Source organism: Bacillus sp. z50, assembly GCF_058313585.1.
The window spans coordinates 118,957-134,437 of record NZ_JBZFQL010000006.1 but is presented as its reverse complement, the minus strand read 5'-3'; the positions used below and the strand labels follow the sequence as shown (position 1 = coordinate 134,437).

Below are 15,481 nucleotides of genomic sequence, written 5' to 3'. Positions count from 1 at the left end.
GTACCCGGCTGTTCTTAAATTTGTTTGAGCGACAATGAAATTTCGATATGCGTGTATAGAATTAATTCCTGGACTTCCAATTGATAGTGCCTGCCGTTTAATTTGATATTCTTATTAATAATTGCTCTTTTAAGGAGTTCTTTTCCATGACTCACACTTTCCAAATCCTTACCTAATAAGCTTTCGAAATCTTTCTTAATACTTTGCTCTACCTCAAAAATACTGAGTGGATCCAATCTGTATTTTTTATAGTTTGTAATATGAACGGTTACTTCCTGTACGAGTAATTTACTCTCATTTTTTTTATTTAAAATTTCGTATTCATTTTGCCATATTTCAAGCTCATCGTGTAAATCTTTAATAGCATCCTGCTGTGTTTCTATTAACTGAATTTGCTTTTCCTGCAGATCACCGAACATATACAAAAAAAGCCCCCAGCTTATGATCGCCCCTATAATAACTCCTGCGAAAAAGCGTTGCCATAAGGGATTTCGATAATATGGAGGGATTCTCATGGATTTAACTGCTCCTGTGTCAGCCATTGGATAATGAGAGCACCGGCTTGAGCTCCTCCAAGGGCTGAAATAATAATCAGGATTTGTTTGAATAAATCTTTTGTCGCACCATGAAAGATTCCTCGTTCAAATGAATAGACCGCATCGAAAGTTCCGCCAATAGCTGCCACAATAGCCCAAATTCTTAAACCCTCGGATAGGCGAAACACTTGAGTTAATGGGGGTTGACCTGTTATGAAAGCAGCCAGTCCACCGATCAAAGATCCGCCAAGCAGTACGCCAAATGAAATGAAGAAACTGTTTATAAATGCTGGTAAGAAAGCCTGGTTCATTTACCTCGTCCTTTTTGTTTTTTACATATATATGAGGGAGGGATGAGTAATATGTAATTAGGCTAAAAAGTTTTTCAACTTGCATCGAACATATTTTCTTTTTGAGCATTGGACTTCTATAATAGAGAATAAGAGAGAATTTCTCCTAAATACAAAAATGATAACAAGGATGTGACGAAAGAATGTCATTAATCCATCTTCATGTATATAGCGCGTATAGTCTTCTGGAGAGTACGTTATCAATCAGGGATATCGTTACCTCGGCAAAGAATAATGGTTTCAGCAGTATCGCATTAACAGATCGAAATGTTATGTATGGGGCTGTGTCTTTTTACAAGGAATGCATGGAACAGGGAATCAAGCCAATCATAGGTTTGACTGCAGATATATTTGATGATGAAGAGCATAAAAGTTATCCTCTTATTTTGCTGGCTAAAAATAATGAAGGATATCATAACCTAATGAAGATATCGAGTGCAATTCAAACGAAGTCTCCTGATGGTTTGCCATTCAGATGGTTGAAAGGATATGCAAGAGGCCTCATTGCCATTACACCGGGAATAGAAGGTGAAATTGAAAGTACACTTTTCCACAATGAGCAAGCTGCAGAAAAAGTCCTCTTGAAATATAAAACCTTGTTTGGTAATCAATCTTTTTATCTTTCATTGCCTAAACCGTCTACGGAAGGAATGGAGAGGGCGAAGATCAAACAACTGGCTGACAAAACGAACACCCAGCTTGTTGCAGCTCACCATATTTGTTATTTGAAGCCAGAAGATTCACTGGCTTATCAAGCATTGACTTGTTTAAAAGATAATATAAAGATAGAAGAATTGGATAAAATCGAGTTGTCTGAGAATGAAAGGAAGCATTTTGCGAGCCGTTCTGAAATGATGGAGTGGTACTCATCCGATGTGGCTGCTCTTGAAAATACGATTCAAATAGCCAAAGAATGCTGTGTAAACTTAGAGTTTAATCAAAAATTACTTCCAAAGTATCCCGTTCCTAATGATTTGTCCGCACATCAATATTTGATAGAGATTTGCAAAAAAGGATTTGCCAAGCGTTATCCAACTCCCGATAAAAAGCACTTTGAACGATTGGAATATGAATTAACTGTAATTGCTGATATGGGGTTCAGTGACTATTTCCTGATTGTCTGGGACTTTATGAATCATGCTAATAAACAAGGGATATTAACAGGTCCTGGACGTGGATCTGCTGCAGGTTCGATGGTTGCTTATGTGCTTGGAATTACCAATGTCGATCCTATTGAATACAATCTATTGTTTGAAAGGTTTCTGAATCCGGAAAGGATTACGATGCCTGATATAGATATCGACTTTCCAGACAATCGCAGAGAAGAAATGATACGGTACGTAGCAAAGAAATATGGACCCATTCATGTGGCACAAATTATAACCTTTGGTACATTTGGAGCAAAGGCCGCTTTGCGGGATGCGGGCAGAGTTTGTGGATTGAACACGAAGGAGTTGGACCAGCTATCTCGTTCGCTTCCTCCTATTAACGGACTGACCATACAATTGGCGCATTCTGAATCCAGCCGTTTCCGTACATGGATTGCAGAATCTGCACTTCATAAGCGGATTTTTGAAATCGCCAAGAAGTGGGAAGGGCTTCCAAGACATACATCCATACATGCCGCAGGGGTAATTATTACCGATCAACCGCTGACCGATTTAATTCCGATTCAGGAAGGGCATGAGGGTGTTTATTTGACCCAGTTCCCGATGGAAATTTTAGAAGAAATTGGTCTTTTGAAAATGGATTTTCTCGGACTCCGAAATTTAACTTTGCTTGATCAGATTGTGAGACAGGTAAATCGTTCATCGGGTAAGAAGATTCAGTTAAGTCAGATTCCATTGGATGACACGGCCACATTTGAGTTATTAAGTAAGGGACTAACATCAGGGATTTTTCAGTTTGAATCAGCTGGCATGCAAAATGTCCTTAAAAAGCTAAAACCCACTGTTTTTGAGGATTTGGTAGCGGTCAATGCCCTGTATAGGCCGGGCCCTATGGATAATATCCCGACATTCATAAATCGTAAACATGGAATTGAACCTATTACTTTTCCTATTACTGAATTGGAAACAATTCTGAAGCCTACCTACGGGATCATTGTGTATCAGGAACAAATAATCCAGATTGCTTCGACAATGGCCGGTTTCAGCTTAGGAGAAGCTGATTTGCTGAGAAGAGCTGTAAGTAAGAAGAAAAAAGACGTTCTCGATGAACAAAGAGCTCATTTTGTAAAAGGGGCTATGGCTAGAGGGCACGAACAGCATACGGCAAATGAAGTATATGACTTAATCGTCCGGTTCGCAAATTATGGGTTTAATAGGAGTCATGCAGTCGCTTACAGCCTAATTGCATATCAGTTAGCCTATTTAAAGGCAAATTATTTGCGCAGCTTTATGGCAGGGTTGATGACATCTGTAATTGGAAACGATGATAAAATAGCTCAATACGTTCAGGAATTAAAGTCAAAAGATTATATAGTCTATCCGCCATCAATCAATAAAAGTCATTTCCCGTTTATTCTTGAAGGAGATAAAGGGGTGCGTTACAGTCTGGCAGCTGTGAAGGGCATTGGAGCTTCCGTCTTAAAAGAACTGGTTGCAGCTCGTAAAAATGGCCCATTTGAAGATCTATTTGATGTTTGTATACGTATTCCTTCCCGTATCATAAACAGAAAAGTATTGGAAAATTTATGTTACGCGGGTGCATTTGACGAGTTTAAAATGGATCGTGCAAGTATTTTGGCAAGCATAGATGTGGCACTGGAGCATGCTGAATTGGTTCGTCCTGATTCAGGAGAAGTTGGTTTTTTTGATGCTGATGATATGTTCATTAAACCGAAATATGTAGTAGTCGACCCGATGCCAACGGACAAAAAGTTACAAAAAGAAAAAGAAGTTCTCGGCTTATATTTATCCGACCACCCAATCAGCGGTTCAAGACCTTTATTAAAACATGCAGGAGCACTTCCTCTGTCCAATTTTCCACTGAATTCAACAGGATTTGTTGGTGCTTATATTCAATCTGTTAAACTGATCCGTACAAAGAAAGGCGAAAATATGGCTTTTCTGCTTCTAAGTGATGAAACGGGTGATATGGAAGGGGTTACTTTTCCAAATGTGTACAAGCAATATTCATCCATTTTAAAAGAAGGAAATTTAGTTTTAATAGAAGGAAAGCTGGAGGAGCGCAATGGGAAGAAACAATTTATCACACAAAATCTTTATGATTTAGAGAATGATATACCGAAAATAAAGGAACTTTTTAAATCCGTCTATATTAAGGTTGCTCCAAATGTTCAAACCAATAAAACCTTAACAGCTATTCGTAATGTTTTGATTCAATATCGTGGGAACACAAAGGTGTATATATATTACGAAAAAGATACAAAAACTATTCAATTATCCAAGGAAAACTGGGTGAACCCTACTCCCGCCCTACTGAAAGATTTAGAAAGAATTATAGGAGAAGGAAATGTCCTGATTAAAGAAGATTAACTATGTACAAGACAGAATATTGTGATATATTTACAGTATAATTTTGGTCATACCAGAAGTGGGATAAAATGTATCGTATGATAAAAAGTGGGGTGTGGGTAATTGACTTTAAGAGAAGAAGCGTTGCATATGCACCGTTTAAATAAGGGGAAATTGGAAACAGTGGCCAAGGTACCTCTGCGGAATGCACACGATTTAAGCCTGGCATATTCTCCAGGTGTAGCTGAACCGTGTAAAGCTATACATGATAAACCGGAAACAGTATATGAATATACTTTCAAGGGCAATATGGTAGCCGTAGTATCAGATGGTACAGCAGTGCTTGGACTCGGCAATATTGGTCCGGAAGCTGCCCTCCCTGTGATGGAAGGAAAAGCATTATTATTTAAGGGGTTTGCAGGAGTCGATGCTTTTCCAATCTGTCTAAATACGAACGACGTAGATAAAATTGTGGAGACAGTAAAATTACTTGAACCAACTTTTGGCGGAATTAATTTAGAAGATATTGCGGCTCCAAATTGTTTTGTCATTGAAGAAAGATTGAAAAAAGAAACGAATATCCCTGTTTTCCATGACGATCAGCACGGTACAGCAATTGTAACGGTTGCAGGTCTTGTTAATGCCTTGAAGCTTTCCAATAAGAAAATGTCTGAGATTAAAGTGGTTGCAAATGGCGCTGGTGCTGCCGGTATTGCCATTATTAAGCTACTATATCACTTTGGTGTACGCGATTTAATTATGTGTGATAGCAAGGGTGCGATTTATGAAGAACGCCCATATGGTATGAATGCTGTAAAAGCAGAGGTGGCTAAATATACAAATCGTGATCATTTGGAAGGCAGTCTTGAGGACGTCATTAAAGATGCAGATGTTTTTATCGGTGTTTCGGTTGCAGGCGCGCTAACTCCTGAAATGATTAAATCAATGGCCTCAGATCCAGTCATTTTTGCGATGGCCAATCCAGTTCCCGAAATTATGCCGGAATTGGCTAAAGAAGCAGGTGCGGCAGTCGTAGGAACTGGTAGATCCGATTTCCCCAACCAGGTAAACAATGTTTTAGCCTTTCCGGGAATTTTTCGAGGGGCTCTGGATGTAAGAGCAACTCATATTAATGAGAAAATGAAAGTTGCAGCCGTTGAGGCGATTGCAAATCTAATTACAGATGAAGAGCTGCAAACGGATTATGTAATCCCTGCTCCTTTTGACCCGCGAGTTGCTCCGGCAGTAGCTGCTGCAGTAGCAAAAGCGGCGATGGAAACAGGGGTTGCAAGATTAAAAGTTGATCCGGAAGAAATCAGAAAGAAGACAGAATTACTATCATCCATTGGAAAAAGTGAGTGATGACAGATGGAATTACAAACTGAAGGACAGCCAAAAGTATATTTAGAAATAGTTCGCAAGCTGCAAAGAATGATTGAAGAGGATCATCTTGTTCCAGGTGATAAAATCCCCTCTGAACGGGAGCTGTCTGACCGCTTAAATGTTGGCCGTTCCTCAGTCAGAGAAGCTTTAAGAGCGTTGGAGCTTTTGGGATTGATTGAAACAAGAAGAGGAGAAGGAACATTCATTCATGATTTTCAAGAGCATAAGCTTGTTGAATTACTTGGCTCATTTTTCATTTTAGAAGGTAAAACAAAAGAAGATTTGATTGAAGTGAAATTGTTGTTAGAAAAAGATTGTATACGTATAATGTCCGAATACAACCGTAAAAATCCTGAGACTATTAAAGATCTCTATAATTGGGCTAGAACCAACTCATTTACGGACGAGGCTTACTTCTCTCAATTAGCCAGTTTGACTGACAATCGATTGATGGAAAGAATTTGGAAAACGGTAAACAGTTACTGTAAAGCATCTGGCTATGAATTCTCCATTCAAGACCGAAAGCAATATATTATTTTAGCTGCTTTAATGGAAAACGGGGAAAAAGATCAAGCACTTGAAATATATGATACAAAAATCAGAGCTACTGCGAAAAGTGAATAATAGATATCTGTAGTATATTGGCCTTATATAGGTACGTTTTGTAAACTATATAAGGCCAATTTTATAAACTTTCCATTGCTTGCAATTAAGGTTTATAGATTTACTAAGACATAAGGGTTAATGAAGATGCATATGATTTGTCCTATTGGTCGGTAAGGATATGATTTTTCAAAGATGTGTTTCTTGTATGTAGATAAGATAGGACTTCAATAATGTGCAAGTAGTTTGTCCTATTACCATAGTCTGTATATATCTGATGGGATGGCAGGTATAATGGACAAGGTGGTTTCAGTAATCACTGGCTGATGAGAAAATCAGTAAGGTTTATTTATGAACCATTGATGTACTGTATTACGAAAGGGGATCGAGAGTTTTGTTGAAAGACATGTTTTCTCGTACAAAAAAGAAAAAGTATGCAACCATTCCTTCTGATAAAGCAAATCAAGATGTGCCTGAAGGAATTATGATGAAATGTCCGTCTTGTAAAACTATTAAATACTCTAAAGAAATATTAAAAAATGATAAAGTTTGTCCTAAATGTGGTTATCACCACCCGATGAGTGCAGTTGAACGTTTAAGCAATTTAATGGATAAAGGGTCTTTTGAGGAGTACGATCGGGGGATGATATCGGAAAATCCACTGAACTTTCCCGATTATACAGAAAAGCTCGATAGAGATCGAAATAAGACAAAACAAAATGAAGCTGTAGCAACAGGAATAGGTCGAATTAGTGGTCATACCACTGTGATTGCTGTAATGGATTCTACATTTCGTATGGGCAGTATGGGCTCTGTAGTTGGTGAAAAGATAACCCGGGCCATTGAAAAAGCTGATGAATTAAAGGTACCTTTTATTATATTTACCGCATCCGGAGGAGCCAGAATGCAAGAGGGAGTTATAAGTCTCATGCAAATGGCAAAAACAAGTGCAGCCTTAAAACGTTTCAGTGAGCATAGCGGTTTGATTATATCGGTTATGACTCATCCAACTACCGGTGGGGTATCAGCGAGTTTTGCTTCTCTCGGAGATTATAACCTTGCAGAACCTAAAGCTTTAATTGGATTTGCCGGCCGTCGAATAATCGAGCAAACAATCCATGAAAAGTTACCGGAAGATTTTCAAACTGCTGAATTCCTTCTAAAACATGGTCAACTGGATGCAGTAGTGCCGAGAAATAAAATGAAAGATACACTGGCTGCAATTATCGATATTCATACATCAGGGGGGAGTAAATAATGCCGGGTGAATTGTCATTTGAAAAACCAATACAGGATTTACAAAAAAAAATAGATGAATTAAAGAAAATGACTTCACACTCTGATGGAGAGTTTACAGAGGAAATTAATAAGCTGGAGGAACGCTTGGGCCAATTGGAAAAAGAGCTGTATCTAGATATTAAGCCTTGGGATCGAGTTGAAATAGCCCGGCACTCATTACGCCCTACAACCTGCGATTACATAGAACACTTATTTACATCGTTCTTTGAATGTCATGGGGATCGACTTTTTGGTGATGATGAAGCAATAGTGGGCGGCATAGCTAAGTATCATGGGATGCCGGTGACTGTTATTGGTCATCAGCGAGGTAAGGATACAAAGGATAATATACGACGGAATTTTGGCATGCCTCATCCAGAAGGATATAGAAAAGCTTTACGACTCATGAAGCAAGCGGAAAAATTCAGGAGGCCAATTATTTGTTTTATTGATACAAAGGGAGCCTATCCTGGTAAAGCGGCAGAAGAAAGAGGTCAAAGTGAAGCTATTGCTAGAAATTTATTCGAAATGGCCGGTTTAAAGGTGCCAATCGTTTGTATAGTAATTGGAGAAGGAGGAAGTGGCGGAGCTTTAGCACTTGGTGTGGGAGACCATATTCATATGCTTGAAAATTCAACTTACTCAGTTATTTCTCCTGAAGGAGCTGCATCCATCCTCTGGAAAGATGCATCCATGGCAAAGAAGGCAGCGGAATCCATGAAAATTACGGCACCAGATTTAAAAGAGTTAGGCATTATAGATCAAATTATTCCTGAAGTACTTGGCGGTGCTCATCGCTCGGTTAAAGATCAGGCTGAAGAGATTGATAAAATATTAAAAAATTCGCTTGATACATTAAAAAATATGAGTGAGGAAGAGCTAGTCAATAAAAGATATGAAAAATATAAAAATATTGGCAAGTACGGATTTTCGACTCAATTTGTAAAGAATCATTAAACGTACATGAAAATGTACGTTTCTTTTTTGTTCAATAGGGAAAAATACACACGATGTACAATTTTTTTTAATCCCTTGATAATAATGAGAATCTCTCAATGTGATAGCGTTTTCATATAAAATTCCTTGGTACAAAGGGCTTTACGAAAGGATTTTGTTATCATAGAATAAGGATGCGATTATGAATAAACGGAAACAACTATATTTCGTGATTGTGTTTCTGTCTGTCTATATACAGATGCTATAAACAGATGTGTACTCAATGAAGATAATACTAAACTTGGGGTGATATCATGAAAAGAATAGGTGTATTAACAAGTGGGGGAGATTCACCAGGCATGAATGCCGCAGTACGTGCCGTTGTAAGAAAAGCGATTTACCATAATATTGAGGTTTATGGGATTTACAACGGATACCAAGGTCTTTTAAATGGGAACATAAAAAAGCTTGAGATCGGATCTGTAGGAGATATTATACATAGAGGCGGAACGATGCTGTATACGGCTCGTTGTCCGGAATTCAAGGAAAGAGATGTTCAATTGCAAGGTATAGAACAATTGAAGAAATTTGGAATTGAAGGACTTGTTGTTATAGGTGGAGATGGTTCTTATCGTGGAGCCAAAGCTTTAACAGAACATGGATTTCCATGTATAGGTGTACCGGGCACGATTGATAATGATATTCCAGGAACCGAATTCACAATTGGATTCGATACTGCCTTGAATACCGTTATTGATTCTATTGATAAAATCAGAGATACAGCTACTTCACACGAAAGAACATACGTTATTGAGGTAATGGGAAGAAATGCCGGAGATCTTGCACTATGGGCAGGACTTGCAGGCGGAGCGGAATCTATTCTTATCCCCGAAGAAAACTATGATATGAATGATATCATTAATAAGCTGAAGCGTGGGCATGATAGAGGAAAGAAACATAGTATTATTATTGTTGCTGAAGGTGTTGGCAGTGGTATGGAAATCGGTGAAGATATCCAGAAACGCACTGGCTTCGAAACGCGTGTGACAGTTCTAGGACATGTTCAGCGCGGTGGATCACCAACAGCGACAGATCGCGTATTAGCCAGTCGATTGGCTGCTAATGCAGTTGAATTGCTCCTTGATGGAAAAGGCGGCCGCGCAGTAGGGATCGTTAACAATAAATTGGTTGATTATGACATTATTGAGGCATTAAAGATACCTCATGTGGTTGACAAAAAAATGTATGAATTATCTCAGGAGCTTTCAATTTAATTAAGAAATAGTAAATAGGAGGATACAACGTGCGTAAAACAAAAATCGTATGTACAATTGGACCAGCCAGTGAATCATTAGAAAAGTTAAAAGCATTAATGGAAGCAGGAATGAATGTTGCCCGTCTAAACTTTTCTCATGGTAGCCATGAAGAGCACCGTGCAAGAATTCAAACTATTCGCCAGGCTGCAGAAGAAACTGGTAAAACAGTTGGGATTTTACTTGATACAAAAGGACCGGAAATTCGCACTCACAACATGGAAAATGGTGGGTTCGAATTAGTAGCAGGTCAAGATGTTACCATTTCTATGACTGAAGTACTTGGTACTCCGGAGAAATTCTCAATCACTTATGAAGGCTTAATTGATGATGTTCATGAAGGATCCAGAATCCTTGTTGATGATGGTTTAATTGGTCTTGAAGTAACTGGTTTAGATAAAGATAAAAAAGAAATCTATACAAAAGTTCTTAACACAGGAATGATTAAGAATAAAAAAGGTGTTAACGTACCAGGAGTTTCTGTGAAATTACCAGGAATTACACAAAAAGATGCGGAAGATATCGTATTCGGTATTCAAGAAGATGTTGATTTCATTGCAGCTTCCTTTGTAAGAAGAGGAGCGGACGTTCTTGAAATCAGAGAATTGCTTGAAAATCATAATGCAGGTCATATCCAAATCATCCCGAAAATCGAAAACCACGAAGGTGTAGAAAATATTGAAGAGATCTTAGCGGTTTCTGATGGTTTAATGGTTGCGCGTGGGGACCTTGGCGTTGAAATTCCTGCCGAAGATGTACCTCTTGTTCAAAAAGATTTAATTAAACGCTGCAATACAGTGGGTAAACCGGTTATTACAGCAACGCAAATGTTAGATTCAATGCAACGTAATCCTCGTCCAACTCGTGCGGAAGCAAGTGACGTAGCGAATGCAATTTTTGATGGAACAGATGCAATCATGCTTTCAGGTGAAACAGCAGCTGGCCAATATCCAGTTGAAGCTGTTCAAACTATGCACAACATTGCTAGTAAAGCAGAAACAGCTTTAAATTATAAAGCAATTCTTTCTGCCCGCAGTAAAGATCATGATTATAATGTAACTGATGCAATTGGGCAATCTGTAGCACATACAGCATTAAACTTAAATGTTTCAGCTATTATTACACCGACACAAAGTGGATCAACAGCACGTGTAATTTCCCGTTACCGTCCTAAAACACCTATCATCGCAATCACATCTGATGAAAGAGTGATGAGAAGATTAGCGTTGGTATCTGGTGTATATCCAATTCTAGGAACTGGTACTACTACTACAGATGATATGCTTGAAAATGCAGTTCAAGCAGCAACTGAGAAAAACTTAGTAAAACCTGGTGAATTGGTTATTATCACAGCGGGTGTACCAGTGAATGAATCAGGCACAACTAATATTATGAAAATCCACTTGATCGGTTCTGTTTTAGCAAGTGCTCAAGGAATTGGAAGAAAGTCTGCTTCAGGCCGTGTAGTTATTGCTAACAACGCTGAAGAAGCGATTGCTAAAGCAAAAGAAGGTTGTATTTTAGTTACAAATGCAACGGACAAAGATATGATGCCAGCGATTGAAAAATGCGCAGCATTGGTAACTGTAGAAGGCGGTTTAACAAGCCATGCTGCAGTAGTTGGTTTAAGCCAGGGTATTCCGGTTATTGTTGGATTTGAAAATGCTACAACAGTGTTACAGGACAACCAGGTTATTACTGTAGATAGCCGAAGCGGCCGTATTTACGAAGGTAATACAGGAATTCTGTAATAAACATGATGGAGCTGTTTGCTTAGCTGTTTGCTAATTTAAACAGCTCTTTTTTCTATCCACTTCTATCAATTATGCTAAACTAAAGGAAAATGCCAGACACTTTGCAATAAGGAGGTTCCTAATGAAGCTCTCAACCATATTTTTCATTCTGATACCAATTATTGAAATTATTGTTTTGTTGGTGTCGGGTTCTTATTTGGGTATTGGCTGGACGGTTTTCCTCATCTTTTTTACTGGGATCATCGGAGTATTCTTGGCCAAGAAACAAGGCTTGCAGGTCATCCAGCGCGCAAAGGACCAGATGAGTAAAGGATTTATGCCCGGTGAAGAAGTATACAGCGGGATCTGTATTCTAATTGGAGGCTTCCTGTTATTACTGCCTGGTTTTATCAGTGATATAGTGGGGTTCCTGCTGCTAATGCCATTTACAAGGAAAGCCTTTAAGCCAATCCTCTATGCACTGCTTACAAAGTATATGAGTAAATCACGCAAAACGATTACGATTATTCGATAAATGAGGGGCTGCTTCTGACGATGGAAAAATCGTTGGATGCAGCCTCCTCCTTTTATTTAGGAGGAGGGGGCTGAACTCCCATAATATAATCTTTTAAATCATGAAGGATATGCAATTTATATAATGTACTCAATATCACTAAGATAATGGGACCTAAAATAAAACCTAAAAACCCAATTAGCTTAAATCCGACAAAGATAGCAACTAAAGTAGCCAATGGATCCAGACCGATGCTTGAGGAAAGGATTTTCGGTTCCATGAATTGCCTTTGAACAATCACTACCGTATATAAAATACCAAGACCAAGTGCAAATCCGAAGTTGCCGATAATCAACTCGTATATAATCCATGGAACGAAAACTAAACCTGTACCCAGATAGGGCAATAAATCAACAAATCCAATTATAAGGGCGATTGTAATGGCATAATCAACCCGCAGAATTAATAAACCAACCAGAACAATTAAGGCTGTTATTGATATTAACGTCAGCTGTGCTCTTATAAAACCGAATAATGCTTTCTCCAACTCTTTCATGACGTTCTTAAGATTGTACATGGTTTTATTCGGTAGCATTTTTTTACTGTAATTAATAAATCTATCCCATTCCTTCGCAATAAAAAATGTGGCCAGTAAAGTAAAGATAGCCCCTGTTCCTACACTTGGAAGCCAGCCAATAACAACAGGCAAAAAAGCTAAAAACGATTGTAGAATCGACACAATGGTATTACCAGCTTCTTTCCCTAGCTGTTCTATATTTGACAAAATGGTATCCTGTTGCCCTGTATCAAGAGTATTAAAGAAGGATATGATTTTCTCGTAGAATGGGATGAAGTGATTTGTAATGTAATTTTGTGTATATACTACCATCGTATTTAAATGTTCAGGCAATGCTTCTGACAGATAGGTTATCCCGGCAACCATTTCAGCTACAAGAAAGGTAATCAAACCAGCAATAAGCGCAACCGTAACAAGCATAGAGAGAATAACAGATAAACTTTTTGGTATTTTAAGTTTATTCGTTAAGAACGTAACAAAAGGTTTAAGCAAGTAGGCAAACGAAAAACCTATGATAAATGGGTATGTATATTTAGCTATGATAAGCAGTAAATAAACGGATAGATAAATCCCGATAATAACGACTAAGAAGCGTAAAACTCTATAAAGGTGTTCAAGGTTCATATAAGCCTCCTTTATTTGGCTTTCTGAATTTAATTATATTCTTTAAGATCATTAAAAGAAAGTTCATATATTAACCACAAGTGGTATTTTTTGAAATTATCAGTCTTTTTATACTTGATATACATTTTCAACAGGAAGGATGAAACATCATGTATGGTCCATACATATTTTTAGTTATTCTTTTGGCGATAGGGATATTTGCGAAAAACAGTTCCCTTACATTTGCAGTTCTTTTTTTGCTTGTATTTAAAATTGTCGGTTTAGATGGAAAAATGTTCAGTTATATTCAGTCTAAGGGGATTAATTGGGGTGTTACGATTATTACCATTGCTGTATTAGTGCCGATTGCCACAGGCCATATAGGGTTTAAGCAACTGACGGAAGCAATGAAATCGCCGTATGCCTGGATTGCTATGTTATCTGGAATAGCCGTTGCATTAATTGCGAAGAATGGTGTGCAGCTTTTGGTAAGTGATCCTCATATTACGGTGGCACTCGTTTTTGGAACGATCCTAGCTGTCGGTCTTTTTAATGGGGTAGCAGTAGGTCCATTAATCGGAGCTGGGATTGCATATCTTGCCATGCAGCTTATTGATTTTTTCAGATAATTATTAAGATAAAATACTTTTGGATTTTTATAAGGTGTTTTTGTTTCACAAATTTTAAATAATTGTTTATAATTGAAAACAGGGCATAGATTTCACAGATTTGTAAAAAAATTCTTGTGAAATCTATTGTTATTCTGAGCAATCGTTCAACGAGGGAGATGCTGGGTGAAATTTACGCTCTTATGATAACGCTTACTTACAAGTAAGAGATATAAATGTGATGAAAGCATATAGGCAATACATACATTACAGTGAAGCGGTAACCCAATTCGTCAACCAAAATCAGGAACATAGGGGAGATTTCTAGCAAAGGAGAGAAAAACCATGTCTGTTACAAAGGGTCTTGAAGGAGTAGTGGCTACATCATCTTCAATCAGTTCTATTATCGATGACACATTGACATATGTCGGTTATGATATCGATGATTTGGCTGAAAACGCAAGTTTCGAAGAGGTTATTTATTTGTTATGGCATCGCAGATTACCCAACAAGCTAGAATTGGAAGATTTGAAGAATCAACTTGCTGCAAATGCAGGACTTCCTAATGAAATGATTGAACATTTCAAAATGTATCCGATTGATACGATTCATCCAATGGGAGCATTAAGAACAGCTGTATCTTTATTGGGGTTATATGATGAGGAAGCCGATATTATGGATGAAGAAGCAAATTTCAGAAAAGCAATACGTTTGCAAGCTAAAATCCTATCCATTGTGACGGCTTTTTCACGCATTCGTAAAGGCGAAGAACCTATTGCGCCACGTAAAGATTTTGGCTATGCACAGAATTTTCTTTATATGCTGAATGGCAAAGAACCTGAACAGATTGAAATTGAGGCATTTAACAAAGCATTAGTTTTACATGCGGACCATGAATTAAATGCATCTACATTTACTGCGCGTGTATGTGTAGCTACATTGTCGGATATTTATTCGGGTGTCACAGCAGCAATTGGTGCCTTAAAGGGACCATTGCATGGCGGGGCTAATGAAGCAGTTATGAAAATGCTATCTGAAATAGGCTCTGTTGAAAATGTTGATAGCTATATAAGTAATAAATTAGCAAATAAAGAAAAGATAATGGGCTTTGGACATCGTGTCTACAGAAAAGGAGATCCACGTGCAAAGCATCTTCGTGAAATGTCCCAAAGACTCACGAACTTAACGGGTGAACCGAAGTGGTATGAAATATCTTCCAAAATTGAAGAGCTAGTTACTTCAAAAAAACCGCTTCCTCCAAATGTAGATTTTTATTCTGCTTCTGTATACCACAGTCTGGGGATTGATCATGATTTATTTACACCTATCTTTGCGGTTAGCCGTATGTCAGGATGGATTGCCCATATTCTGGAGCAATATGAAAACAACCGATTGATTCGCCCGCGTGCTGAATATGTGGGACCAGGAATGCAAAAATATATACCAGTTAATAATCGTTAATAAGAGGCCAAATTATCTGAAAATTAATAGTAGGATGATTTGTTAATTAACTTCTGGATAGTTATACTTAAATTTATAGATTTAGAGAAAAGGTTAGCTGAAACGGA

The 15,481-nt window shown here is 38.0% G+C and carries 13 protein-coding genes; 10 read left to right on the top strand and 3 right to left on the bottom strand.

Annotated elements, in window-relative coordinates; all coding sequences use genetic code 11:
• Nucleotides 1-14 precede the first annotated feature (14 nt).
• Nucleotides 15-515 (bottom strand): sporulation membrane protein YtrI, encoded by a 501-nt coding sequence (gene ytrI, locus AC4G3N_RS16105; protein WP_066108937.1) that lies wholly within the window; start codon nucleotides 513-515, stop codon nucleotides 15-17.
• Nucleotides 512-847, bottom strand: coding sequence for a sporulation membrane protein YtrH (gene ytrH, locus AC4G3N_RS16100; RefSeq protein WP_066108934.1), 336 nt, complete (start codon nucleotides 845-847; stop codon nucleotides 512-514). Before ytrH ends, ytrI begins: the two co-directional genes overlap by 4 nt.
• 182 nt (nucleotides 848-1,029) lie before the next feature.
• Between ytrH and dnaE the strand changes: the two genes are divergently transcribed.
• The 8 genes from dnaE (at nucleotide 1,030) to AC4G3N_RS16060 (ending at nucleotide 12,146) form a co-directional block, all read left to right on the top strand.
• Nucleotides 1,030-4,386 (top strand): DNA polymerase III subunit alpha, encoded by a 3,357-nt coding sequence (gene dnaE, locus AC4G3N_RS16095; protein ID WP_066108931.1) that lies wholly within the window; start codon nucleotides 1,030-1,032, stop codon nucleotides 4,384-4,386.
• Nucleotides 4,387-4,488: 102 nt separating this feature from the next.
• Nucleotides 4,489-5,727: an NADP-dependent malic enzyme gene (ystJ, locus tag AC4G3N_RS16090; protein ID WP_066108928.1), complete on the top strand. Its 1,239-nt coding sequence runs from the start codon at nucleotides 4,489-4,491 to the stop codon at nucleotides 5,725-5,727.
• A gap of 6 nt (nucleotides 5,728-5,733) precedes the next feature.
• Entirely contained in the window at nucleotides 5,734-6,372 is a 639-nt protein-coding gene (locus tag AC4G3N_RS16085) for a FadR/GntR family transcriptional regulator (protein ID WP_066108923.1), read from the top strand.
• Nucleotides 6,373-6,745: 373 nt separating this feature from the next.
• The gene (accD, locus tag AC4G3N_RS16080) at nucleotides 6,746-7,609 is read left to right on the top strand and encodes an acetyl-CoA carboxylase, carboxyltransferase subunit beta (protein ID WP_491090638.1); all 864 of its coding nucleotides are present in this window, start codon (nucleotides 6,746-6,748) and stop codon (nucleotides 7,607-7,609) included.
• A complete protein-coding gene (accA, locus tag AC4G3N_RS16075; protein ID WP_066108919.1) occupies nucleotides 7,609-8,586 on the top strand; it encodes an acetyl-CoA carboxylase carboxyl transferase subunit alpha in 978 nt (325 codons plus the stop codon). Before accD ends, accA begins: the two co-directional genes overlap by 1 nt.
• A gap of 293 nt (nucleotides 8,587-8,879) precedes the next feature.
• Nucleotides 8,880-9,839, top strand: coding sequence for a 6-phosphofructokinase (gene pfkA, locus AC4G3N_RS16070; RefSeq protein ID WP_066108917.1), 960 nt, complete (start codon nucleotides 8,880-8,882; stop codon nucleotides 9,837-9,839).
• Between the two features lie 29 nt (nucleotides 9,840-9,868).
• Nucleotides 9,869-11,629 (top strand): pyruvate kinase, encoded by a 1,761-nt coding sequence (gene pyk / locus AC4G3N_RS16065; protein WP_491090635.1) that lies wholly within the window; start codon nucleotides 9,869-9,871, stop codon nucleotides 11,627-11,629.
• Nucleotides 11,630-11,753: 124 nt separating this feature from the next.
• On the top strand, nucleotides 11,754-12,146 hold the full coding sequence (locus AC4G3N_RS16060; RefSeq protein WP_139892802.1) for an FxsA family protein: 393 nt from the start codon (nucleotides 11,754-11,756) through the stop codon (nucleotides 12,144-12,146).
• 52 nt (nucleotides 12,147-12,198) lie between these two features.
• Here AC4G3N_RS16060 and ytvI read toward each other — a convergent pair whose 3' ends face one another.
• A complete protein-coding gene (gene ytvI, locus AC4G3N_RS16055; protein WP_140462226.1) occupies nucleotides 12,199-13,326 on the bottom strand; it encodes a sporulation integral membrane protein YtvI in 1,128 nt (375 codons plus the stop codon).
• A 149-nt stretch (nucleotides 13,327-13,475) separates the two neighbouring features.
• Between ytvI and AC4G3N_RS16050 the strand changes: the two genes are divergently transcribed.
• The gene (locus AC4G3N_RS16050; RefSeq protein ID WP_066108905.1) at nucleotides 13,476-13,934 is read left to right on the top strand and encodes a DUF441 domain-containing protein; all 459 of its coding nucleotides are present in this window, start codon (nucleotides 13,476-13,478) and stop codon (nucleotides 13,932-13,934) included.
• Nucleotides 13,935-14,258: 324 nt separating this feature from the next.
• Complete coding sequence (gene citZ / locus AC4G3N_RS16045) at nucleotides 14,259-15,374, top strand: citrate synthase (protein ID WP_066108903.1); 1,116 nt, start codon at nucleotides 14,259-14,261, stop codon at nucleotides 15,372-15,374.
• Nucleotides 15,375-15,481: the final 107 nt, after the last annotated feature.

What these genes read in the sequence shown, in the direction of transcription:
- ytrI (WP_066108937.1), bottom strand. Translation starts at nt 515, where the DNA reads ATGAGAATCCCTCCATATTATCGAAATCCCTTATGGCAACGCTTTTTC.
- ytrH (WP_066108934.1), bottom strand. Translation starts at nt 847, where the DNA reads ATGAACCAGGCTTTCTTACCAGCATTTATAAACAGTTTCTTCATTTCA.
- dnaE (WP_066108931.1), top strand. Translation starts at nt 1,030, where the DNA reads ATGTCATTAATCCATCTTCATGTATATAGCGCGTATAGTCTTCTGGAG.
- AC4G3N_RS16085 (WP_066108923.1), top strand. Translation starts at nt 5,734, where the DNA reads ATGGAATTACAAACTGAAGGACAGCCAAAAGTATATTTAGAAATAGTT.
- accA (WP_066108919.1), top strand. Translation starts at nt 7,609, where the DNA reads ATGCCGGGTGAATTGTCATTTGAAAAACCAATACAGGATTTACAAAAA.
- pfkA (WP_066108917.1), top strand. Translation starts at nt 8,880, where the DNA reads ATGAAAAGAATAGGTGTATTAACAAGTGGGGGAGATTCACCAGGCATG.
- AC4G3N_RS16060 (WP_139892802.1), top strand. Translation starts at nt 11,754, where the DNA reads ATGAAGCTCTCAACCATATTTTTCATTCTGATACCAATTATTGAAATT.
- ytvI (WP_140462226.1), bottom strand. Translation starts at nt 13,326, where the DNA reads ATGAACCTTGAACACCTTTATAGAGTTTTACGCTTCTTAGTCGTTATT.
- AC4G3N_RS16050 (WP_066108905.1), top strand. Translation starts at nt 13,476, where the DNA reads ATGTATGGTCCATACATATTTTTAGTTATTCTTTTGGCGATAGGGATA.
- citZ (WP_066108903.1), top strand. Translation starts at nt 14,259, where the DNA reads ATGTCTGTTACAAAGGGTCTTGAAGGAGTAGTGGCTACATCATCTTCA.